At 62.4% G+C, this 22,643-nt stretch carries 19 protein-coding genes and 1 tRNA gene; 15 read left to right on the forward strand and 5 right to left on the reverse strand.

Annotation, left to right across the window (positions count from 1 at the left end):
* Positions 1-47 precede the first annotated feature (47 nt).
* Positions 48-1,094, reverse strand: coding sequence for a LacI family DNA-binding transcriptional regulator (locus GDR53_RS16950; protein WP_193335609.1), 1,047 nt, complete (start codon positions 1,092-1,094; stop codon positions 48-50).
* A gap of 235 nt (positions 1,095-1,329) precedes the next feature.
* On the opposite strand from GDR53_RS16950, the gene GDR53_RS16955 reads away from it, so the two are divergent.
* From GDR53_RS16955 to GDR53_RS16980, 6 genes are all read left to right on the forward strand, one after another.
* Positions 1,330-3,648 carry an alpha-L-rhamnosidase gene (locus GDR53_RS16955; protein WP_232846659.1) on the forward strand — a complete coding sequence of 773 codons (2,319 nt, stop codon included), beginning with the start codon at positions 1,330-1,332 and terminating at the stop codon, positions 3,646-3,648.
* Positions 3,649-3,706: 58 nt separating this feature from the next.
* Positions 3,707-5,005 carry an ABC transporter substrate-binding protein gene (locus GDR53_RS16960; protein WP_193335610.1) on the forward strand — a complete coding sequence of 433 codons (1,299 nt, stop codon included), beginning with the start codon at positions 3,707-3,709 and terminating at the stop codon, positions 5,003-5,005.
* 77 nt (positions 5,006-5,082) lie between these two features.
* A complete protein-coding gene (locus GDR53_RS16965) occupies positions 5,083-5,988 on the forward strand; it encodes a carbohydrate ABC transporter permease (RefSeq protein WP_232846841.1) in 906 nt (301 codons plus the stop codon).
* Positions 5,985-6,812, forward strand: coding sequence for a carbohydrate ABC transporter permease (locus GDR53_RS16970; protein ID WP_193335611.1), 828 nt, complete (start codon positions 5,985-5,987; stop codon positions 6,810-6,812). Before GDR53_RS16965 ends, GDR53_RS16970 begins: the two co-directional genes overlap by 4 nt.
* Positions 6,813-6,816: 4 nt before the next feature.
* Positions 6,817-7,896: an ABC transporter ATP-binding protein gene (locus GDR53_RS16975; RefSeq protein WP_193335612.1), complete on the forward strand. Its 1,080-nt coding sequence runs from the start codon at positions 6,817-6,819 to the stop codon at positions 7,894-7,896.
* Between the two features lie 264 nt (positions 7,897-8,160).
* Positions 8,161-12,090 (forward strand): CHASE domain-containing protein, encoded by a 3,930-nt coding sequence (locus GDR53_RS16980; RefSeq protein WP_193335613.1) that lies wholly within the window; start codon positions 8,161-8,163, stop codon positions 12,088-12,090.
* A 6-nt stretch (positions 12,091-12,096) separates the two neighbouring features.
* Here the strand turns inward: GDR53_RS16980 and GDR53_RS16985 are convergent, their stop codons facing one another.
* The 3 genes from GDR53_RS16985 to GDR53_RS16995 form a co-directional block, all read right to left on the reverse strand.
* Complete coding sequence (locus tag GDR53_RS16985; RefSeq protein ID WP_193335614.1) at positions 12,097-12,468, reverse strand: response regulator; 372 nt, start codon at positions 12,466-12,468, stop codon at positions 12,097-12,099.
* Positions 12,469-12,650: 182 nt separating this feature from the next.
* Positions 12,651-12,803, reverse strand: a complete 153-nt coding sequence (locus GDR53_RS16990) for a hypothetical protein (protein ID WP_193335615.1) — start codon at positions 12,801-12,803, stop codon at positions 12,651-12,653.
* Between the two features lie 90 nt (positions 12,804-12,893).
* A complete protein-coding gene (locus GDR53_RS16995; RefSeq protein WP_193335616.1) occupies positions 12,894-13,475 on the reverse strand; it encodes a HupE/UreJ family protein in 582 nt (193 codons plus the stop codon).
* A gap of 198 nt (positions 13,476-13,673) precedes the next feature.
* Here GDR53_RS16995 and GDR53_RS17000 point away from each other — a divergent pair, with 198 nt between their 5' ends.
* Positions 13,674-14,066 carry an MAPEG family protein gene (locus GDR53_RS17000; protein ID WP_193335617.1) on the forward strand — a complete coding sequence of 131 codons (393 nt, stop codon included), beginning with the start codon at positions 13,674-13,676 and terminating at the stop codon, positions 14,064-14,066.
* A gap of 56 nt (positions 14,067-14,122) precedes the next feature.
* Positions 14,123-14,198: transfer RNA gene (locus GDR53_RS17005), tRNA-Trp, on the forward strand.
* Between the two features lie 51 nt (positions 14,199-14,249).
* Here GDR53_RS17005 and GDR53_RS17010 read toward each other — a convergent pair.
* Entirely contained in the window at positions 14,250-14,531 is a 282-nt protein-coding gene (locus GDR53_RS17010; protein ID WP_193335618.1) for a hypothetical protein, read from the reverse strand.
* 246 nt (positions 14,532-14,777) lie between these two features.
* On the opposite strand from GDR53_RS17010, the gene secE reads away from it, so the two are divergent.
* From secE to rpoB, 7 genes are all read left to right on the forward strand, one after another.
* Positions 14,778-14,972 carry a preprotein translocase subunit SecE gene (secE, locus tag GDR53_RS17015; RefSeq protein ID WP_193335619.1) on the forward strand — a complete coding sequence of 65 codons (195 nt, stop codon included), beginning with the start codon at positions 14,778-14,780 and terminating at the stop codon, positions 14,970-14,972.
* A 41-nt stretch (positions 14,973-15,013) separates the two neighbouring features.
* The gene (gene nusG, locus GDR53_RS17020; RefSeq protein WP_193335620.1) at positions 15,014-15,544 is read left to right on the forward strand and encodes a transcription termination/antitermination protein NusG; all 531 of its coding nucleotides are present in this window, start codon (positions 15,014-15,016) and stop codon (positions 15,542-15,544) included.
* Positions 15,545-15,757: 213 nt separating this feature from the next.
* On the forward strand, positions 15,758-16,186 hold the full coding sequence (gene rplK / locus GDR53_RS17025) for a 50S ribosomal protein L11 (RefSeq protein ID WP_193335621.1): 429 nt from the start codon (positions 15,758-15,760) through the stop codon (positions 16,184-16,186).
* A 3-nt stretch (positions 16,187-16,189) separates the two neighbouring features.
* Positions 16,190-16,876 (forward strand): 50S ribosomal protein L1, encoded by a 687-nt coding sequence (gene rplA / locus GDR53_RS17030; RefSeq protein ID WP_193335622.1) that lies wholly within the window; start codon positions 16,190-16,192, stop codon positions 16,874-16,876.
* Between the two features lie 311 nt (positions 16,877-17,187).
* Positions 17,188-17,709, forward strand: a complete 522-nt coding sequence (gene rplJ / locus GDR53_RS17035; RefSeq protein ID WP_193335623.1) for a 50S ribosomal protein L10 — start codon at positions 17,188-17,190, stop codon at positions 17,707-17,709.
* Between the two features lie 66 nt (positions 17,710-17,775).
* Positions 17,776-18,147 carry a 50S ribosomal protein L7/L12 gene (rplL, locus tag GDR53_RS17040; RefSeq protein ID WP_193335624.1) on the forward strand — a complete coding sequence of 124 codons (372 nt, stop codon included), beginning with the start codon at positions 17,776-17,778 and terminating at the stop codon, positions 18,145-18,147.
* Between the two features lie 351 nt (positions 18,148-18,498).
* Positions 18,499-22,641, forward strand: a complete 4,143-nt coding sequence (rpoB, locus tag GDR53_RS17045; RefSeq protein WP_193335625.1) for a DNA-directed RNA polymerase subunit beta — start codon at positions 18,499-18,501, stop codon at positions 22,639-22,641.
* Positions 22,642-22,643: the final 2 nt, after the last annotated feature.

The following is a 22,643-nucleotide window of genomic DNA, read 5'->3' on the forward strand; positions in this document are numbered from 1 at the left end:
TCGCGACGGCAGGCACATTGCCTGCTGCCTTGGCTGATCGGGGCGCTCTAGGCCTGCCGACGGGTGCTGCCGCGGGCGCTCACCACGGGCGCAACGATGAAGTGTTCGGCCGTGGTGCGGCCAGCGATGCGTTCGAGCAAAAGCCGCACCGATTGCCGCCCGATTTCGCGGCCGGACTGGTCGATACTGGTCAGATCATTCTGGGTGAAGGCGCAGGGCCCGGAATTATCGTAGCCGATAACGCCGATATCCTCCGGTACCCGCAGCCCCAATGTCCGCACCGCGCTGAGCACTTCGAGGGCGTAATAGTCAGCCCAGCCAAAAATGGCGTCTGGTGGGTTGGGACTTTCGAGCAAAGCGCTCACGGTGGCCGTAACGTCTGCGAGGCTGTCGGCGGCCTGGGCAATGCGGATCATGTTGTCGGCGAAACCGGCTGCTCGCATCGCCCGGGTGAAGCCGACCTCGCGGCGCTGCGATACATCCGACCCGCCCAGGTCGATACGGCCGAGCGTGACCATTGCAGGGTGTCGGAAGCCCTGTGCCAGCAGATATTCCGCCGCCATGGCCCCACCGCGCTCGTCGTCATTATTGGCAGAATCGAAAGTGGTAGCCTCCGGTTCATGGTGGCCAATCACGACGATGGGCACCTCGCGGGCGATGGTCTGCACCACTTCGGATTTGAGGCGCTGTCCGATCATGATCAACCCATCGACCTGCCGGTCGATCAGAGCATGTACGATGGTCGTCTCGACCGAGGTCGAGCCGCGCCCGATACCAAAAAGCGGTACATATTGCGTTCCCTCCAGTCCGTCGTCGATGCCGTCGATCAGTTCGGGAAAGAACGGATTCTTGATGTCGGCCATCAGCACGCCGATGGTGTAGGTCTGGCCACGCATGCCGCGGGCCGCCGCGTTGGGGCGATAGTTGAGCACCGCGATCGAGGCCTCGACCTTGGCCCGTAGGGCGGCGCTGACGCCATAGGCATTGCGCAGCACCTTGGAGACCGCGGCAACCGATACGCCCGAATGTTCCGCCACGGTGCGAATGGTTACGCGCCCCGAGCGGGCTGTCGTCATGTCGCTGTTCTGGCTCACGAAATGTCCTGAAATTGCTGCCGGACGGGTCTAGTTCAGGCTGGTCGCCTGCGCAAGCTTGGCCGTCACAACCCTCCCCACAGACCGGCTTTACAAGTTTTGTGTATCGGTCTACGGATAACGTTATACGAAATGGCGCAAGCAGACGCCAGAGACTATCGGAGGCGTTTTCGTGGACAATTTGATGCCGCATGCCGGCGCAGCTCTGGCCTCTGCCATGACTTGGACCGCGCGCATGATTGCGCCCCTGGCGGACAAGGGCGTCGGGACCCCCGCAAGCTTCGTACAGCAGACCTTTGCCCTCGATGGCGTGTCGGGCAATGAAGTCCTCCATATCAGCGCGCTGGGACTCTATCGCTGCTTCATCAACGGCCGGCGTGTCGGCAATGACCTGCTGACGCCGGGCTGGACCAGCTATCACGAGCGGCTGTCCTATCAGAGCTATCCGGTAGGCCAATTGCTGAGCGCAGGGGAGAACACGATCCAGATCTGGCTGGCCGATGGCTGGCTGCGCTCGCCGCTGATGTGGGGCGGCCATCCGATCGTCAATACCTGGGGCAAGGACATCGCCGCCATCGCCGAGCTGCGCGCCGGTCCGGGCGCGGCGCCGGCGCTGCTGGTCACCGACGACAGCTGGGTGAGTGGCGAACTGCCGATCCGCAAGTCCGGCATCTATTTCGGCGAAATTTATGACGCCCGCATCGTGCCGACCGTCTCAGCCGGGACGCGGGTGCTCGAGCACGACGCCGGGGTGCTGATCCCGCATGAGACGACCCCGGTGCGCGAACTGGCGCCGCTGGTCCCCATCAAGAGCTGGACCGACGCCGAAGGCCGCACCATCCACGATTTCGGGCAGAATGTCGGCGGCTATGTTGCCTATGCCGTGCAAGGCGCGGCTGGCGCTACGGTGACTGTCGAGCATGCCGAGGTGCTCGACAAGGACGGCAATTTCTACAACGTCAATTTCCGCACTGCCGAAGCGATGACGCAGTACATAATGGCCGGCACCGGCATTGAGCATTATCGCCCGCACTTCACCTTCCAGGGCTATCGCTATGCGCGGGTGACGGTAGAGGGCGACGCCACGGTAACCGACGTGACCTCGGTGCCGATCAGTTCGGTCACCGAGCAGACGGCGAGCTTTACCTCCGCCAGCCCGCTGGTGGACCGGCTGGTGCTCAATACGCTGTGGAGCCAGCGCGGCAATTTCATCGAAGTGCCGACCGACTGTCCGCAGCGCGACGAGCGGCTGGGCTGGACCGGCGATGCGCAGGTCTTCGCCGGCACCGCCGCCTATCTGGGCGATGTGCACGGCTTTCTCACCAAGTGGATCCGCGACGTCATGGCAGACCAGCGCGACGATGGCGCGGTGCCCCATGTTGTGCCCGACCCGACGCGGCAGGATCCGACCCATTATGCGGGTTTCTATGGCTCCACCGGCTGGGGCGATGCCATTGCCATCGTGCCATGGCAGCTCTACCTGCATTATGGCGATACCGGCATCCTCAGCGAGGCACTGCCGGCGATGACCAAATGGGTCGATTTCGTCTGGTCGATCAGCGACGGCCCGATCGTCAATCCGCCCCGGGCCTGGGGTGCGCGCGGCTTTTCCTTCGGCGACTGGCTGCAGCCAAGCGGGCCCAGCGCCAAGCCATTGCCCACCATCAGCGACGAAGCCTCGGCGACGATCTACCTCTACATCACTTCCTCGCTCGTGGCCCGGATCGCCGGCATTGTCGGCGATGTGGCGACGGCGGAGCGGCTGGGCAGCATGGCCAGCCGGGTCAAGCGGGCCTTTGTCGAGGAGTTCATCACCCCGGCCGGTCGCGTCGGCAGCGACGACCAGACCTCCTACGCCCTGGCCTTCCTGCATGACCTCATCCCCGCCGACCGGCAGGATGCGGCCCGGCAGTATTTCCGCAATGCCATCGCCCGCTGCGACGGGCGGATCGGCACCGGCTTCATCGGCACGCCGGCGCTGCTGCCGGCGCTGGTCAAGATCGGCGAGATCGGCCTGGCGGCCGATGTCTTCCTGCAGGAAGAGGTTCCCGGCTGGCTCTACCAGGTCAAAATGGGCGCCACCACGATCTGGGAGCGCTGGGACGCCATCCAGCCGGACGGGACGATCTACAATCCGCAGATGAACTCGTACAACCACTATGCCTATGGCGCGGTGTGCCAGTGGCTGCTGGAGGGGGTTGCCGGGTTCCGGCCCGATGAGAACGAGCCGGGCTTTGCCAGCATCATCTTCGAGCCCACCGTCATTGGCGAACTGTCGCCGGTCAAGGCCAGCCATGCCAGTCCGCAGGGGCTGATCCGGGCCGAATGGACCGCCACCGGCGACAGCGTGCGCTACGAAGTCGAGGTGCCGTCAGGTTCGCACGGGCGGCTGCGGCTCAAGCCGGATTACCGCCAGGCCGGCGTCGATGGCGTGGCCTGGGATGGCGCCGGCGAGCGCGAGCTTGCCGCGGGCACCCATGTCATCACCTTCACCTATACACCGGTGCCGCGCGCTGCGCGGGATCACAACAGCATCAATGCGCGCACGCCCTGAGCAACAGGCGGCCGCAGCGAACAGCCCGCATGGTGCGGGCGCAATGGGAGAGAGACCAATGACCACGACGACCCGCAGGACCATGCTGGCCGGCTTCTCGGCTGGCTTGCTGGCGATGACAGCCCTGACCGGCGCCGCCTGGGCGCAGAGCATCAACCTCACCTACCTCATTCCCAGCGGCGCCGACGGCGTGGCCGTGGCCGAGGAACTGGTGAAGTCGTTCGAGGCTGCCAATCCCGACATCAATATCGACATCGAGACACGCCCCGGCGGCTCGGAAGGCGACAACCTGGTCAAGACGCGGCTGGCCACCAGCTCCATGACCGACATCTTCCGCTACAATTCCGGTTCGCTGTTCCAGGCCATCAATCCGCAGCAGTTCCTGGTCGATCTGAGCGCCGAGCCCTGGCAGGCCGATGTGCAGGATTCGTTCAAGCAGGTGGTGACGGCTCCGGACGGCACCGTGCGCGGGGCCCCGATGGGCGCGGCCATGGGCGGCGGCATCTATTACAGCAAGGCCATCTATGAACAGCTAGGTCTCTCCGTTCCCAAGACCTGGGACGAGTTCATGGCCAATAACGAAAAGGTCAAGGCTGCCGGCAAGGTCGCCGTGGCCCAGACCTATGGCGATACCTGGACCAGCCAGCTCTTCGTTTTGGGCGACTACTACAATGTCAGCGCCGCCGAGCCCGATTTCGCCGCCAATTATACCGCCGGCACGGCCAAGTTCGGCACCGATCCGGTGGCCATGCGCGGCTTTGAAAAGCTCCAGGCCGTGTTCGACGCCGGCTATCTCAATGAGGATTTCGGCGCCGCCAAATATGATGACGGCCTGCGCATGGTGGCCAATGGCGAAGCCGCCCACTATCCCATGCTGACCTTCGCCACCACCGCCATCGTCGCCTCTTATCCCGAGCTGATCGACAATGTCGGCTTCTTCGCCCAGCCCGGCGACGACGCGGCCAAGAATGGCCTGACGGTCTGGATGCCCGATGGGCTCTATATTCCGCAGACGACCTCCAATCTGGATGCCGCCAAGCGGTTCGTGGCCTTTGTGGCCAGCGTCGAGGGCTGCGAGGCCCAGACCCGGGCCGGCGGCGCTTCCGGGCCCTATCTGGTCAATGGCTGCACGCTCCCCGATGACGTGCCGCCGGCCGTGACCGACATGCTGCCCTACTTTGCCGAAGGCGGCCAGAACGGCCCGGCGCTGGAATTCCTCTCGCCCATCAAGGGTCCGGCGCTCGAGCAGATCACGGTCGAAGTCGGCTCCGGCATCCGCCCCGCTGCCGATGGCGCCGCGCTCTACGACGAGGACGTGCGCAAGCAGGCCCAGCAGCTTGGCCTCCCGGGCTGGTAGGCTCTTGCATATGAGGCGGCCCCGGGTGTCTGCTCGTGCCCGGGGCTGCCGACCTTGAGGAGGCGTTGATGGCCGTTATGACCCAGGCCGGCATGGCACAAGCCGCCGGCAAACCCAGAGCCGTGCAGCGTCGCTCACCCTATCCGGGCTGGTTCTTCATCCCGGCCGCGGTCATCTATGTCGTGCTGTTCCTGGTGCCGACCTTTGCCTCGCTCTATTTCAGCCTGACGCGGTGGACCCTGTTCAACTCCACCTTTATCGGGCTGGAGAACTTCGCCCAGTTCCTGCGCGAGCCCTTCCTGATCAAGGGGCTGATCAATACCGTGCTCTATGCCGCCATCACCTCGGCCCTCAAGGTGGTGCTGGGCCTGCTGCTGGCGGTGCTGCTTACCAGCCAGATCGCGGCGCGCGGCTATCTGCGCTCGGTGGTGTTCTTTCCCGTGCTCGTCTCGACCGTCGGCGTCGGCATCACCTTTACCGTGCTGATGCACCCCACCAATGGCATGATCAATGAGGGGCTGGCACTGCTGGGCATCAAGGGGCCGGGCTGGCTGGTCGATCCCAATCTGGCGCTGTTCTCGGTGGCGCTGGTGGATGTGTGGAAGGGGGTGGGCCTCGCCACCGTCATCTACATTGCCGGCATTGTCGCCATTCCCAAGGATTATTACGAGGCCGCCCGCATCGATGGTGCCACCAGGCTGCAGAACTTCTTCTACATCACCCTGCCGCTGAGCCGACCAGCCACCACCACCGTCATCATCCTCAGCTTCATCGGCGGCTTGCGCACCTTCGACCTGATCTGGGCGATGACGCGGGGCGGTCCGGGCTTTGCTTCCGATACGGTCGCCTCGGTGATCTACAAGCAGTACCAGTCGGGCTTCTACGGCCTCAGCACCGCCGGCAATGTCGTGCTGTTCATCCTGATCGCCGCGCTGGTCATTCCGCTGACCATGCTGCTCAACCGCAAGGAGGGGCATGAATGACCCTGATCCGCAATTACTGGCTGAGCGCGGTGGCGATCCTGGTGTCGATCCTCGTCTTCCTCGTGCCCTTCGCCTTCATCATCCTGATGACCTTCAAGGAGCAGCGGCAGGCGGCGCTGCTGGATTTTTCCTGGCCGATGGGCAATGCGCTCTGGGGCAATATCGTCGAGGTGGTGACCACGCGGAACTGGATGCTGGTGACGGCCTTCGTCAACTCCACCATCCTCACCGTGGTCAGCGTGACGCTGCTGGTGGTGTTCGGGGCCATGGTCGGCTTCGTGCTGCAGCGGCGCAAGACCCGGTTCAACGGGCTGATCGAGTTCCTGATCCTGGCCGGGCTGATGCTGCCGCCCGCCGTCGTACCCACCATCTGGCTGCTGCAGGGCATGGGCCTGTTCGGGCGCCTGCACGGGCTGATCCTGATCGAGGTCGCCTATGGGCTGCCCTTCACCATCCTGCTCTACCGGGCCTTCATCGCCACCATTCCGCGCGATCTGGACGAGGCGGCCATCATCGACGGAGCGCGGCCGTTCGACGTGTTCTTCCGCATCGTGCTGCCGCTGCTCTGGCCGGTGACGGTGACCAATATCGTGGTGCAGTCGGTGGCCATCTTCAACGATTTCACCAACCCGCTCTACTACTTGCCGGGCAATGCCAATGCGACGGTGCAACTGACGCTCTACAATTTCCAGAGCCAGTTCAGCACCTCCTACAATCTGCTGTTCACCAATATCGCGCTCATCACCATTCCACCGCTGCTGGTGTTCCTGTTCTTCAACCGGCAGATCGTGGCAGGCATGACCGCTGGCGCCGTCAAGGGATAAACATATGGCCGGACTGGAACTGAAATCGCTCTACAAGAGCTATGGCGCCGTCGAGGTCATCAAGGGCGTCGACCTCAGCGTTACCCATGGCGAGTTCGTAGTGTTTGTCGGTCCTTCGGGCTGCGGCAAGTCCACCCTGCTGCGCATGATTGCCGGGCTCGAGGACATCAGCGGCGGCGAGCTGTGGATCGGCGATACACTGTGCAATGACGTCGAACCACGCGACCGCGGCATCGCCATGGTATTCCAGAGCTACGCGCTCTATCCGCATATGACGGTCTACGACAATGTCGGCTTCGGGCTCAAACTGGCCAAGACCCCCAAGGATGTGCGCGACCGCAAGATCCGTGACGCCGCGCGCATCCTGCAGATGGAGCATCTGCTTGACCGCAAGCCCGGGCAATTGTCGGGCGGGCAGCGCCAGCGGGTGGCCATCGGCCGGGCCATTGTGCGCCAGCCCGAAGTCTTCCTCTTCGATGAACCGTTGAGCAATCTCGATGCCGCCCTGCGCGTCGACATGCGCATGGAGCTCTCGCGCCTGCACCAGGACCTCGGCGCCACGATGATCTATGTCACCCATGACCAGGTCGAGGCGATGACGCTGGCCGACAAGATCGTGGTGCTCAATGGCGGCGTGGTGCAGCAGGTCGGCACGCCCATCGAGCTCTACCAGCGCCCCGCCAATATCTTCGTGGCCGGCTTCATCGGCAGTCCGAAAATGAACTTCATCACCGTCAGCGTCGAGGCGCTGGGCGAGGGGAGCGTGATCATTGCCGGCCCCGACCTGGCGCCGATGACGATGGTGGGGAGCGGGGCAGGGCTCAAGCTGGGTGACACGCTGACGCTGGGCATTCGCCCCCACGCCCTGGTGGAGCAGCCGTCGGGTGCTGTGGCCGGGCGGGTGGCGCTGGTCGAGCGCCTCGGCAACGAGACGAATGTGAGCGTCGACCTGCCATCCGGGGTGCCCCTGCTTGCGGTGCTCGATGGCGATCGGCAACTCACCGTGGGTCAGCAGATCGCCTTCGCCTTCGCGCCGGAAAGCGTCGTGTTCTTTGATGGCGAGGGTCGGGCGACGCCTCTTTAGGGCGTGGTCGATGGCCTAAACCCGGGATTTTCCAGCCGCGCCTGAGCGGGAGCTGATTCTTCTGCGGGTGGGCAGCAGCGGGCCCTGAGAGCGGGCTGACCCTTTCTGGAGGCGCAGTCCGGGCGTCAGAACGGCTCCGGGACGCGCTGTTTCCTCAAAATATGCCAATAAGTGCTGCCCAAGCAGTTATTCTGCCGTGCAGGAATATACCCGCCGCGCCATTCTGCCTAAGCTGCCGCAATGGATGCGTGCGGAGACAGGTCGATGACCAAGGAGGCGCAGTCAGGATCGGGTGACGTCGCCGGCGTGGGTCGGCCTGGTGCGGCTGCCGGGTCGGCAGAGCTGACGGCCTGGCAGCTGACAGGGCTCACCCTTGCCCTCGCCATCGCCTATGGCGGCGTGGGGCTGCTGGGTCTGCAACTGGCCGTGCCCCCCGGCTATGCCACGCTGATCTGGCCGGCTTCCGGCATTGCGGTTGCCGCGTTGCTGATCTTTTCGCCCCGCCTGGCGCCGGGCGTGTTCCTCGGCTCCATGACCGTCAATGCCTATATTGGCGGGGTGCTGGACGGCGGCGACCTTGACGGTCGGGCGCTGGCCATGGCCGTGGCCATTGCCGGCGGCTCAACCCTGCAGGCCGTTGCCGGCGCCTGCGCCGCACGGCGTCTGTTCGGCATTCCCACCATCCTAAAGTCACCCCGAGAGGTTGCCCTGTTTGCCGCCATTGTCGGTCCGCTGGCCGGCCTGATCGCCGCCACGATCGGCACCGGCGCGCTTTTTGCCAGCGGCATCGTCACGCCAGATCAGGTTGCCAGCAACTGGCTGACCTGGTGGGTGGGGGACGTCATCGGCATCTGGGTCGTGCTGCCGCTGGCCCTGCTGGGTCCCTGGCGGCGCTGGGGATCGGGTTGGTCGCGCAACAATGCCGCCGGCCTGCGGGCCATGTCCATCGTGGCGCTGATGGTCCCGCTCGGATTGACCTTCTATGGCTGGAAATGGACCAGCATAGCTGCCTATGACCGGGGAGCGTCGGCCTTCGCCACCCTGGCCGATGAAAGCGAGCGGGCCCTGCTGCATCGGCTCAGTTCCTATGTGCAGGGGCTCGATGGCGCCGCTGGCCTGTTCCATGCGTCCACCCAGGTGTCGGCGGCCGATTGGCGGGCTTATGTGGAGGCCCTCGATATTGGCCGCACGCTGCCGGGCATCTATGGCATGGGGGTGATCGACGATGTGCCCCATAGCGAACTGGCAGCCTATACGGCGGGGCTGCGGGACCTGGGTATCGAGGAGTTTGCGGTGCACCCGTCCTTTGGTGCGCGCGCCCGCCACTTTGTCATCCGCTTTATCGAGCCGCAGGCCGCCAACCGACCGGCGCTGGGCCTGGATATCGCCTATGAAGCCAATCGCCGTGAAGCGGCGGAGCTGGCGCGTCTGACCGGGGAACCGACGATCACCAGGCGCATCTTCCTGGCGCATGACGAGCGCTTCCGGGCCGGCTTTTTGTTGCTTAAGCCGCTCTATGCCGAGGCTGCGCCGCTTTACACCGTCGAGCAGCGCCTGGCCGCCTTCACGGGCTGGGTTTATGCGCCCTTCGTCGGTTCACGCTTCATGGAAGGCCTGACGGCGAGCCAGGACACGACCCTCGACATCGCGGTCTATGACGGCGCTGTGGACGATGCGGACAAGCAGATATTTTCCAGTCGCAGCGCGGCCGACGCGGCGGGACACTCGACCTATACCATTACCCGGACCATAGCGGTGCTGGGTCAAAGCTGGACCGTGGTGTGGACCAGTACCGATCAGTTTGACGGCGCCATCAAGAACAATGAGGCGCTGTTCGTGCTGCTGGCGGGCCTGCTGGTCTCAGCCCTGTTTGCCGGCTTCCTGCTCAGCTATGCGCGTCGTGAACAGACCATCCAGCACCTGGTGGTGCGCAAGACCCGCGAGATTGCCGCCCGGGAACATGAGAACCGGGCGGTGGTCAATACCGCTGTGGTCGGCATCCTGCTGCTCGATGAACATGGCCGCGTCCTGTCGGCCAATGAGGCCGCGCTGGACATTTTTGGTGTCCAGCCGGAAGACGTGCCGCATATGTCGATCAAGGATCTGATCCAGGCCTCGCCGGGTCTGACGGGTGCCGAGATCCTGGGCGCCTTTCGATCCACCCGGTCGGCGCCGACCAAGCCGGTGTCCGGACGCCGTCACGGCGGCCAGCTGCTCGATCTGGAATTCCAGCTCAATCCCTGGATCACCGTAGAGGGCCAGCACCGCTATACCGCCATCGTGCGCGACGTGACGCGCCAGCGCCAGGTCGCCCGTGCGCTGGAAGAGGCCGAGCTGCGCTGGAGCAGCGCCTTGCGCGGCGCCCGGATCGGCGTGTTCGAGGTCAATCTGGTCAACGGCACCTCCATTGTCTCCGACACCTGGCGGGAAATGCTGGGTCTGGACGAAAACGGCGTGAGCGATCCACAGCAGGAATGGCGCGGGCGCGTGCATCCGCAGGATTTGCCGCTGGTCGATGCAGCAGACGCCGCCTGTATGGCGGGTCGGACGGCGCGGTCGGAAAGCGAATACCGTATTCGCCATGCCGATGGACACTGGATCTGGCTGCGATCGGAAGCATCGGTCACCCAGCGGGATGAGAATGGGCGGGCGCTGCGGCTGGTGGGCACTCAAACCAATATCACGGCGCTCAAGGAGGCCGAGGCGGCCCTGCGCTCCAGCGAGGAGCGGCTGCGCAGCGCCATCGAGAACGCGCCGATCGGCATGGCGCTGGTCGATCCATCCGGCGCCTGGATCGATGTCAACGAGGCCCTGCTGGCCTTCCTTGGCTATACGGTAGGCGAGTTCATGCAACTGCAGTTCCGGGAACTGAACCATCCCGACGATGCCGGGCTGGATGAAGACCTCATTACCCAGCTGGTCGCGGGCGAGATCTCGCACTACCAGCTGGAGAAGCGCTATCTGCACAAGGCCGGCCATGCCGTCTGGGGGCTGCTCAACGTGTCGGCGGCGCGCGGGGCCGATGGCGGGGTCGATTACTTCATCGCCCAGATTCAGGATATCCAGCATCGCAAGGAGATGGACCGCCTGACGAGCGAGTTCATTTCCAATGTCAGCCATGAACTGCGCACGCCGCTGACCTCGATCCGCGGATCGCTGGGCCTGGTCATGGGCGCCATGGCCAATGAAATCCCGGCCACCGTCCTGCGCCTGCTCGGCATTGCGCACAAGAACAGCGAGCGGCTGATCCTGCTGATCAATGATATTCTCGATCTCGAAAAGATGAACTCGCAGAAACTGCAGTTCGAGGTCGGCGCGCATCGCTTGCGCCCTGAGGTCATGCTGGCGATGGATATCAACCACGCCTATGCGGCCCAGTTCGATGTCGACCTGGTGCTGGACGCTACCGGCTATGATCCGGAATGCGCCTTTGACAGCGCGCGCCTGCAGCAGGTGCTGTCGAACCTGCTGTCGAATGCGGCAAAGTTCTCCCCGCCGGGCGGCACCGTGCATCTTGGCATCAGGCGGGTCGGCGCCATGGCCCGGGTGAGCATCGCCGATAGCGGTCCGGGCATCCCGGTCAGCTTTCGCAGCCGGATCTTCTCGGCCTTCTCGCAGGCCGACGCTTCGGCGACGCGCGAAACCGGGGGCACGGGGCTGGGGCTGCATATCTCCAAGCAGATGATGGAAAAGATGTCGGGCGATCTCGACTATTTCAGCATCGAGGGCCGGGGCAGCACGTTCTGGATCGATGTGCCGCTGACGGCGGCGACCGCTATGGCTGCGCCGGAGACAGCCGGTGCAAGGCCGTCGCAGCTGCCCCATGTGCTGCATGTCGAGGATGACGGTGACTTTCGCACCTTTATCGCCACGGCGCTGGAGGGGCAGGTTACCGTCGCCCATGCCGGGACGCTGAACGAGGCCCGCAGCGCGCTGAGAGCGAGGGCATTTGACCTCATCCTGCTCGATCTGAGTCTGGCCGACGGCAATGGCCTCGATCTGCTCGATGACGTGGCGGTGCACCATACCGGTCCGGTGATCGTGCTGACGGCGACCGAGAGCGTCGTCGCCGATGAACGCGTGAGCGCCGCGCTGGTCAAGTCGCGGACACCCGAATCCCGGATCGTTGAGGCTATCCTGGCGGCCGTGACGCTGCCGGCGCAGTCCGCCAGGCGGCGCGGCGCCAAGCGCTGAGACCGGTCAGGCCGGCCATCCCATCAACTCGTTGACCTGCCTGGCCAGCGACATGGGATCGAACGGCTTGGCAATGACGCCGGTAACATCGAGCGCCAGCAGCCGCGCCAGTTCGGAGGGTTGGGTGCGCGCGGTGACGAAGACGACCGGAATGGCAGCGGTCGCCGGGTCGTCCCGCAGCGCGGCACGGGTCATGGGCCCGTCCATTTCCGGCATCATGACATCGAGCAGTACGACATCGGGTTGCCAGTCGCGGGCGATCTGCAGGGCCAGGGCGCCACTGGCACATTCATGTACCTCAAAAGCCGGGTGCAGTTGCAGGCTCATGCCGGCCACGGTGCGGATGTCGGGTTCGTCATCAACATACAAGATGCGCATGAGCCATCCAGGTCCTGCAGCGCCGTCCGGCTGCTGCCAATAGGAACGTGATGCCAGAGCGGCAGGCGATTTGGAAGAATCAAATCATCGGCTTCAAGTGTTTGTTGTCGCTTCGCTATTGCGGAAGGGCGGGCACTCTTCCGCACCAGACAGCAGCGCCGGCCGTCGCGCCGCAGGCAGGCTCAGGCGAAATGGCTGCCCAGATAGTAGGGCCAGATGATCAGGCCAAACAGGCCCTGCATGAAGTCGAGATGCAGAAAGCCGATGCTGAACAGCCAGCCGGCGAACCAGCCGGCGCCGAGCGAGCTATGCTGGGTGATGTGAATGCGTTCCATGGGGTGGTCTCCTTGTACCACCCCATAGTGACGGCGCTGGCCAGCGCTGCATTGATCCCGGTCAACTGAGGCGCTGGTCGTCTGGCCCGGTCAGAGCCAGCCGGCGAGGACGCCGACGCCACCCAGGGCGATGACACCACCAGCGAGGCGGCTGATCAGGCGCGCATGCTGGCCGGCCAGTCGGACGAGGCCCATAGTGCCGGCAAGTCCTGCCAGATGCAGCAGGGCGGTCGCGGCCAGGAAGCCGGCGACATAGCCTAGCCCTTCCGTGGTGGCGGGCATTTCGGCGCCGTGGGCATGGCCGTGGAACACGGCAAAGACGCCGACCAGCGCCATCGCGGCAGCCAAGGGCAGGGGGCGACCTGCCATGGCGCCCAGGCCGATCGCGACGCTCGACAGGGCGATGCCCAGTTCCACCAGGGGCAGTTCGACCTGCATCAGGCCAAGCGCAAAGCCCAGCAGCATGACGCTCATGAAACTCAGGGGCAGCAGCCAGAGCGCGCGGCCGCCGAGCACGGCAGCGAGGACGCCCACAGCCAGCATGGCCAGCACGTGGTCCAGCCCGCCCAGCGGGTGCTCGAAACCGTGCAGGAAGCCCATGGTGTCACCGGCGCCGGTATGGGCCATGGCGAGGGTAGGGGAGAGTGCCACGATGGCGAGGGCGAGACGCATCGTTGTCCTTCCGGGATCAGCAGATCCCTGAATGAATGGTGTCGACACCCGCCGTGGCTTCTAACTCGCCCGACCTTTATTGGGCGAATGGCGATGTTTGTAAATGCCATGGTGTGGCCATCACGCAATGAACTAAGAGGTGACCCCAAGTGTTAGCAGTGTGCTAGCCAATTCTGACTAATGGTGAAGGCTTATCGAATGCTGCTGATGATCTTTTTTGCCCTGCTGCTCCTGCTGATCCTGGTATTTATGCCCGGCTATTATCTCACCGAGCAGGTGGGGCCGCACGCCCAGATGGGACCACGCGACGACCTGCCCGAACCCAGCCAGGCGCTGGGCCGGGCGCGCCGGGCGCTCGCCAATCTGCAGGAAACCCTGCCGATTTTCTTCGTGCTGGCGCTGCTGGCGATCATTTTTGGCGAAGAGGGCTGGCTGGCCCTGGCCGGCGCGGGGCTGTTTCTGCTCGGCCGGATCGGCCATGTGGTCTGCTATATGGGCGGGATATCCCCGTGGCGCTCGATCAGCTTTACCATTGGGCTGTTCGGCCTGCTGCTGATGGCGCTGCCTTTGCTGCCCCATATCTGGTCTTAGGTAGCCGAAGGGTCTTGCGAAACGGCGGCTTTGCCATTAGACACAGCCTCGCCTGAAGGGGTTTAGCTCAGTTGGTAGAGCATCGGTCTCCAAAACCGAGGGTCGTGGGTTCGAGTCCCCCAGCCCCTGCCAGGCACAATTACCAACAAAAACAAATAGTTAGCGCCGGCACGTGGTCGGCGTCTATTCTGCCGCGCTGGGCAGCTTGTCGGCATGACGCGCCTTGAGGCGGTTGAGCTGGTGGGCCGCATGGGCGAGCAGGGCGGTGCGCACCTGTGGGGCGTCGACTTGGCCGACATCGGCTTTCACCTTGAGATCAAGGGGATAGATCGTGACATTGCCCATGAAGTGCTCTTCGATCTGCACCCGGACAATACCGGTTACCCGCCCGACAACGGTCGGGTGCGGCCCGAAATAGCGCAGCTCACAGGCTGTGACGTCGAAAGAGGACTTCGCTACACCCACGGCACGCCTCCGTTCACCAGTTCGTTCCGCCGCAGACCTATTTAAATACTGCGGGACCGGCGAATCAAGAGCGAATCGGTGTGACGCTATCGTGTCGTTTATGGCCCGGTCGCCGGGGCGCCGGGAAAACTTGGAGGCGCCTGTTGCTTTTGACAGGGAGTTTCTCTAGATACCCACATTCGAGCCGTGCGGGATTCCTGCGCGGCCTTTGGTTTTGCACCAAAACACCAAAGAGTAGATTTGCCGATGGCCCGTACGAACCCAATCACGTTCCTGCAGCAAGTGCGGCAGGAAGTTTCCAAGGTCACCTGGCCCGGCCGGAACGAAGTGGTGATCTCCACGATCATGGTGATCGTGCTGGTGATCGCGGCGAGCCTGTTCTTTCTTGCAGCCGATCAAGTCATTTCGTGGCTGGTCGGACTGATGCTTTCGATCCGCTAGTCGGGTCACGGACCTATAACTACTAGGAGCGGCGACGCTTTATGGCCATGCGCTGGTATATCGTTCAAGCTTACTCGAACTTCGAGCGCAAGGTGGCGGAAGACATCCGCCAGAAGGTTGCGCAGAAAAAGCTAGAGCACCTGTTTGAAGACGTGATCGTGCCGACCGAAAAGGTCGTTGAGATCCGCCGTGGCCGCAAGGTCGACGCCGAACGCAAGTTCTTCCCGGGCTATGTGCTGGTGAAGATGGACATGACCGATGAGGCCTTCCATCTGATCAAGAACACGCCAAAGGTTACCGGTTTCCTCGGTTCGGACAACAAGCCGATGCCGATCTCGGAGAAGGAAGCCCAGGGCATTCTGCAGCAGGTGCAGGAAGGCGTGGAGCATCCCAAGCCCTCCATCTCGTTCGAAGTGGGCGAGAATGTGCGCGTGTCGGACGGTCCCTTCGCCAGCTTCAATGGCGTGGTGGAAGAAGTCGACGAAGAGCGCGCCCGCCTCAAGGTGGAAGTGTCGATCTTCGGCCGCCCCACCCCGGTGGAGCTGGAATACAGTCAGGTCGAGAAAGTCTGACCCGTCGTTGCGCGAGCACGACAACGAAATCAAGTCGCGTAAGCGACACGAATTTCTGGCGCGAGCCAGAATATGCCCGGCTCAGGCCGGGTGCAGAAACTGTGGCAGAGGATGGTGCACTGCCAGCACCAGTTCCACCTCAGACCACGGTGTCTAGCCGGCTTTAACTAGTTGGCGCCTAGGCCGCTTTTGGCCGTTGAATAGGAGACGGAATTGGCAAAGAAAATCGTTGGCTACGTCAAGCTTCAGGTGCCTGCGGGTTCCGCAACACCATCCCCGCCAATCGGCCCAGCACTGGGTCAGCGCGGTCTGAACATCATGGAATTCTGCAAGGCATTCAATGCCGCCACGCAGGAACTGGAAAAGGGTTCGCCCATTCCCGTCGTGATCACCGCCTATGCCGACAAGAGCTTCACTTTCGAGATGAAGTCTCCGCCGGTCAGCTTCTTCATCAAGAAGGCCGTCAACCTGAAGTCGGGCAGCAAGCTGCCAGGCAAGGAATCGGCCGGCACCATCACGCTGGCACAGCTGCGTGACATCGCCGAAAAGAAGATGAAGGATCTCAACGCCGACAATATCGATGCCGCGGTATCGATGATTGCAGGCTCTGCCCGTTCCATGGGCATTCAGGTCGAGGGCTGATAAATGGCTGGTAAGAATCTCACCAAGTCCCGCGAGGGCATTGATCGCAACAAGCTGTACAAGCTTGATGAAGCCGTCAAAATGGTCAAGTCGCGTGCGACCGCCAAGTTCGACGAGACGATCGAAGTCGCCATCAATCTGGGCGTTGATCCCCGCCACGCCGACCAGATGGTCCGCGGCGTTGTGACCCTGCCCAACGGCACCGGCAAGACGGTCCGCGTGGCCGTGTTCGCCAAGGATGCCAAGGCTGACGAAGCCCGCAAGGCTGGCGCCGACATCGTTGGCGCCGAAGACCTGATGGAAGCCATCATGGGCGGCAAGATCGATTTCGATCGCTGCATTGCCACCCCTGACATGATGCCGCTGGTCGGTCGTCTGGGCAAGATCCTGGGCCCACGCAACCTGATGCCAAACCCCAAGGTCGGCACGGTTACTCCCGATGTCGCCGGCGCCGTCAAGGCTGCCAAGGGCGGCGCTGTCGAGTTCCGCGTCGAAAAGGCCGGTATCCTGCATGCTGGCATTGGCAAGGTGTCGTTCTCGGACGAAGCCCTGCTGCAGAACATCAAGGCGTTCACCGACGCCGTGCTGAAGTCCAAGCCGGCTGGTGCCAAGGGCACCTATGTCAAGCGCGTTGCCGTGTCCTCGACCATGGGCCCGGGCGTGCATGTCGAAGTCGCTTCGGCGCTTTAATTTCCCAATTCCGGGCGGTTTCGACCGCCCGGTTTTTGTCGCTCCTCGGAGCGGCAACAAGTCCTGTCCGAGACTGCCGGTGCCAACCGATCTGGGTTGGCTTAATGTCGCAAGATGCCAGCATAGATGGGGTGACAACCGAAATTCCTGTCCGCAAGGGCAGGGTGGCGGTTCGAACCAGGCCAGTTGCCCTTTGGGCAGCACGGTTGACAGGCGTTTAACCGTTGCTCCTCTCCTCCCTCGGGAGATCGGAGGGCAGCAATTGGCAATGGCCCGGCTGACTTTTGCCGGGCTCAATGTGGAGACTAGCAGTGGAAAGAGCGGAAAAGCGTGAGCTTGTCGCATCGCTTCAGGCAGCCCTATCGGGCGCTGGATCGATCGTCCTTGCGCAGAACACCGGTCTGACCGTCGCCAACCTTGAATCGCTTCGTCGCGACATCAAGGGTGCAGGCGGCCAAGTCAAGATCGCGAAGAACCGTCTTGCCAAGCTTGCTCTTAAAGAAACCGACAATGCGGACATGTCGAGCCTCCTGGTAGGCCCGATCGTCATCGCTTATGCGGCCGACCCCATGACTGCGCCCAAGTTTGCGGCAAAGTTTGCTGAAAAGAACGCGAAATACGTCGTTCTTGGTGGCGCCATGGGCAAGACCGCGCTTGACGCGAATAACGTCAAGGCGCTGGCGACCATGCCCTCGCTGGATGAACTGCGCGCAACACTGGCCGGGATGCTCAAGCAGCCTGCCACGCGTATCGCGTCGGTCATCGTGGCACCAGCAAGCGGCATTGCCCGCGTGCTGGCCGCTCATGCGGAAAAGAGCAACGAAGCAGCGTAACCCCATCGGTCCTCGCAAGGGACCACTTTGGTTTGAACTGAACACCTAAAAAGAGAGATTTATCAAATGGCTGATCTCGCCAAGATCGTAGACGACCTGTCTGCCCTGACCGTTCTGGAAGCTTCGGAACTGTCGAAGATGCTGGAAGAGAAGTGGGGCGTTTCCGCCGCCGCTCCTGTTGCTGCTGCTGCCGCTGGCGGCGCTGCTGCTCCGGCTGCTGAAGAAAAGACCGAATTTGACGTGATCCTCGCCTCCTTCGGCGAAAACAAGATCAACGTCATCAAGGAAGTCCGCGCCATCACCGGTCTGGGCCTAGGCGAAGCTAAGGCTCTCGTCGAAGCTGCTCCCAAGGCTGTCAAGGAAGGCGTCAACAAGGCTGAAGCTGCCGAGATTCAGAAGAAGCTCGAAGCTGCCGGCGCCAAGGTCGAACTCAAGTAGTTCTATCTCTGCCCTTGAAATTTGCGAAGTGGCGCGTTATGTGCCACTTCGCTCCTTCGTCTCTACGAGATGATTCGCCGGACCGGTTGGATAGGTCCTTGGCGGCAATTTGCGGAATATATGAAGAATTTGATGTCTGAGGTGCGCTGACGTCCGTTAGACCTCCCGGCTGCTGGCCTGGAGGTATTTGGCGTTTTGCGCATTGATGCCGTTCCTTTGGCGTGGAATTGCACAATGAGACATCACCCAGCCTGAGTAATTTGAAGGGCACATATCCCGAGACCCGACGGCTGATAGTCGGATCTTTGGATATTTGCCTCCGAGACAATCGCACCAGAAACAGGAGCTTTCATGGCTACCACGTTCAACGGCCGCCGCAAGGTACGCAAGTCCTTCGGGTCCATTCGCGAAGTCACGGAGATGCCCAACCTGATCGAGGTCCAGAAGGCCTCCTATGATCAGTTCCTCCTCGTCGACGAGCCAAAAGCCGGCCGTCCCGATGAAGGGCTTCAGTCCGTGTTCCGTTCGGTCTTTCCGATCACCGACTTTTCGAACACTGCATCTCTCGAATTCGTGAAGTACGAGTTCGAGCAGCCCAAGTATGACATTGATGAGTGCCGTGCGCGCGACATCACGTTCGCTGCCCCGCTCAAGGTCACGCTGCGCCTGATCGTGTTTGAAGTGGACGAAGAGACCGGCGCCCGGTCCGTCAAGGACATCAAGGAGCAGGACGTCTATATGGGCGACATGCCCTTCATGACGAGCAACGGCACCTTCATCGTCAACGGCACCGAGCGCGTTATTGTCTCGCAGATGCACCGTTCGCCTGGCGTGTTCTTCGATCACGACAAGGGCAAGACCCATTCGTCGGGCAAGCTGCTGTTTGCCGGCCGCATCATTCCGTACCGCGGCAGCTGGCTCGATATCGAGTTCGACGCCAAGGACGTGGTGTTCGCGCGTATCGATCGTCGCCGCAAGATCCCTGTGACCAGCCTGCTCAAGGCGCTGGGCATGGATACCGAAGAGATCCTGTCGACCTATTACAATACCCTGACCTATACCAAGACGAAGTCGGGCTGGCAGAAGCCCTACGACGCCGAGAAGATGAAGAATGCCAAGCCGAGCCATGACCTGATCGACGCCAAGACCGGCGACGTCGTGCATGAAGCCGGCAAGAAGCTCTCGGCCCGCCAGGCCAAGAAGCTGGCTGATGACGGCCTGACGCACCTGCTGGCGGTCGATGAAGACCTCTATGGCATGTATGTCGCCGAGGACCTGATCAACATGCAGACCGGCGAGGTCTATATGGAGGCAGGCGACGAGCTCGACGAGAAGAACCTCGAAATGCTCGTTGGTCTCGGCTTTGACGAGCTGCCGATCCTCGACATCGATCACATCAGCATTGGCGGCTATATCCGCAACACGCTGGCCGTGGACAAGAACGAGTCGCGTGAAGACGCGCTGTTCGACATCTATCGCGTCATGCGCCCCGGTGAGCCACCAACCGTCGATACTGCAGAAGCCATGTTCCAGTCGCTGTTCTTTGACAGCGAGCGCTATGACCTGTCCGCCGTGGGCCGCGTCAAGATGAACATGCGCCTCGAGCTCGATGCGCCCGACACCATGCGCACCCTGCGCAAGGAAGACATTGTCGAAGTCGTCCGCACGCTGGTCGACCTGCGCGATGGTCGCGGCGAAATCGACGACATCGACAACCTGGGCAACCGTCGTGTCCGCTCCGTTGGCGAGCTGATGGAAAACTCCTATCGCCTTGGCCTGCTCCGCATGGAACGTGCCATCAAGGAGCGCATGAGCTCGGTCGAAATCGACACGGTCATGCCGCAGGACCTGATCAACGCCAAGCCGGCTGCTGCCGCTGTGCGTGAATTCTTTGGCTCGAGCCAGCTCAGCCAGTTCATGGATCAGACCAATCCGCTGTCGGAAATCACCCACAAGCGTCGCCTGTCGGCGCTTGGGCCTGGTGGTCTGACCCGCGAGCGTGCCGGCTTTGAAGTCCGTGACGTGCATCCGACCCATTACGGCCGCATCTGCCCGATCGAGACCCCAGAAGGTCCAAACATTGGTCTGATCAACTCGCTGTCGACCTTTGCCCGCGTCAACAAGTACGGTTTCATCGAGACCCCGTACCGCAAGATCGTCAACGGCAAGCTGACCGACGACGTGGTCTACCTCTCCGCCATGGAAGAGGCCAAGCACTACGTCGCCCAGGCCAACGTGACCTTCAACGACAAGCTTGAGCTCGAGCATGATCTGGTGGTGGCTCGCCACGCCGGTGACAACGGCCTGACGCCCAAGGAAAACGTCGATCTGATGGACGTTTCGCCCAAGCAGATGGTGTCGGTTGCCGCCTCGCTGATCCCGTTCCTTGAGAATGACGACGCTAACCGTGCTCTGATGGGCTCGAACATGCAGCGTCAGGCTGTGCCGCTGCTACGCGCCCATGCGCCGTTTGTCGGTACCGGCATGGAAGCCATCGTGGCCCGTGACTCGGGCGCCGCCATCGTGGCCAAGCGCAAGGGCATCGTTGATCAGGTGGACGCCACGCGTATCGTTATTCGGGCGACCGAAGAAACCGATGCGTCCAAGTCGGGCGTGGACATCTACAACCTGATGAAGTTCCAGCGTTCGAACCAGTCCACCTGCATCAACCAGCGTCCGCTGGTGGTAGTCGGTGACCACATCAACCAGGGCGACATCATCGCCGACGGTCCCTCGACCGAACTGGGCGATCTGGCGCTGGGCCGCAATGTGCTGGTCGCGTTCATGCCCTGGAATGGCTACAACTTCGAAGATTCGATCCTGCTCTCTGAAAAGATTGCCATGAACGACGTCTTCACCTCGATCCATATCGAGGAATATGAAGTCATGGCTCGCGACACCAAGCTTGGTCCTGAGGAAATCACCCGCGACATTCCGAACGTTTCGGAAGAAGCGCTGAAGAACCTCGACGAAGCCGGTATCGTGCACATTGGTGCCGAAGTCGCTCCTGGCGACATCCTGGTCGGCAAGATCACCCCCAAGGGTGAATCGCCGATGACCCCGGAAGAAAAGCTCCTCCGCGCCATCTTCGGCGAGAAGGCAAGCGACGTTCGTGACACCTCACTGCGCGTGCCGCCGGGCGATGCTGGTACTGTTGTTGAAGTGCGCGTGTTCAATCGCCACGGCATCGACAAGGACGAGCGCGCCATGGCCATCGAGCGCGAGGAAATCGAGCGTCTTGCCAAGGACCGTGACGACGAACAGTCGATCCTCGACCGTAACGTCTATGCGCGTCTCAAGGAGATGCTGTTCGGCAAGGCCGCCACGGCCGGTCCGAAGGGCTATGTCGTGGGCACCAAGCTCAATGACCAGATGTTTGAGGCTCAGCCTCGTTCGAAGTGGTGGCAGTTCGCGGTCGATGACGACAAGGTCATGACCGAGATGGAAGCCCTTCATGCGCAGTATGAAGAAAGCCGTCGTCTGCTCGAGCAGCGCTTCATCGACAAGGTGGACAAGCTGCAGCGCGGTGACGAGCTGCCTCCAGGCGTGATGAAAATGGTCAAGGTCTTCATCGCGACCAAGCGCAAGATCCAGCCAGGCGACAAAATGGCTGGCCGTCACGGAAACAAGGGCGTGGTTTCGCGCATCGTGCCGATCGAAGACATGCCCTATCTTGAAGACGGCACTTCGGTTGACATCGTGCTGAACCCGTTGGGCGTGCCATCGCGCATGAATGTGGGCCAGATTCTCGAGACGCATCTGGGCTGGGCCTGTGCCGGCATGGGTCGCAAGATCGATGAGATGGTTCGCGCCTATCATCGCAATGGCGACCTCAAGCCACTGCGCCTGGAAATCCAGGACCTGTTTGCCGGTGATGAATCCATCACCGATCTTGATGACGACGGCATGGTCCGTCTCGGCGAGCACCTCTCCAAGGGTGTCTCGATCGCGACCCCCGTGTTCGACGGCGCCAAGGAAGCCGACATCGTGGTTATGCTGGAGCGGGCAGGGCTGAAGGCCTCGGGTCAGTCGACCGTGTTTGACGGTCGTAGCGGCGAGCAGTTCGATCGTCAGGTGACGGTTGGCTATATCTACATGCTCAAGCTCGACCATCTGGTGGACAACAAGATCCACGCGCGTTCGATCGGTCCCTACTCGCTGGTCACCCAGCAGCCACTGGGCGGCAAGGCGCAGTTCGGCGGTCAGCGCTTCGGCGAGATGGAAGTGTGGGCTCTCGAAGCCTACGGCGCGGCGTATACGCTGCAGGAAATGCTTACCATCAAGTCGGACGACGTTGCCGGTCGTACCAAGGTCTACGAAGCCATCGTGCGTGGCGACGATACGTTCGAAGCGGGCATCCCCGAGAGCTTCAACGTTCTGGTCAAGGAAATCCGTTCGCTCGGTCTCAATGTCGAACTCGACATGCGCGAGATCGAAGACGGCTCCGAACAGGCCGAAGCGGAGCTCGCACCTCCTCAGGAAGCGGCGGAGTAATC

Source organism: Devosia beringensis (genome assembly GCF_014926585.1).
Taxonomy (GTDB): Bacteria; Pseudomonadota; Alphaproteobacteria; order Rhizobiales; family Devosiaceae; genus Devosia; species Devosia beringensis.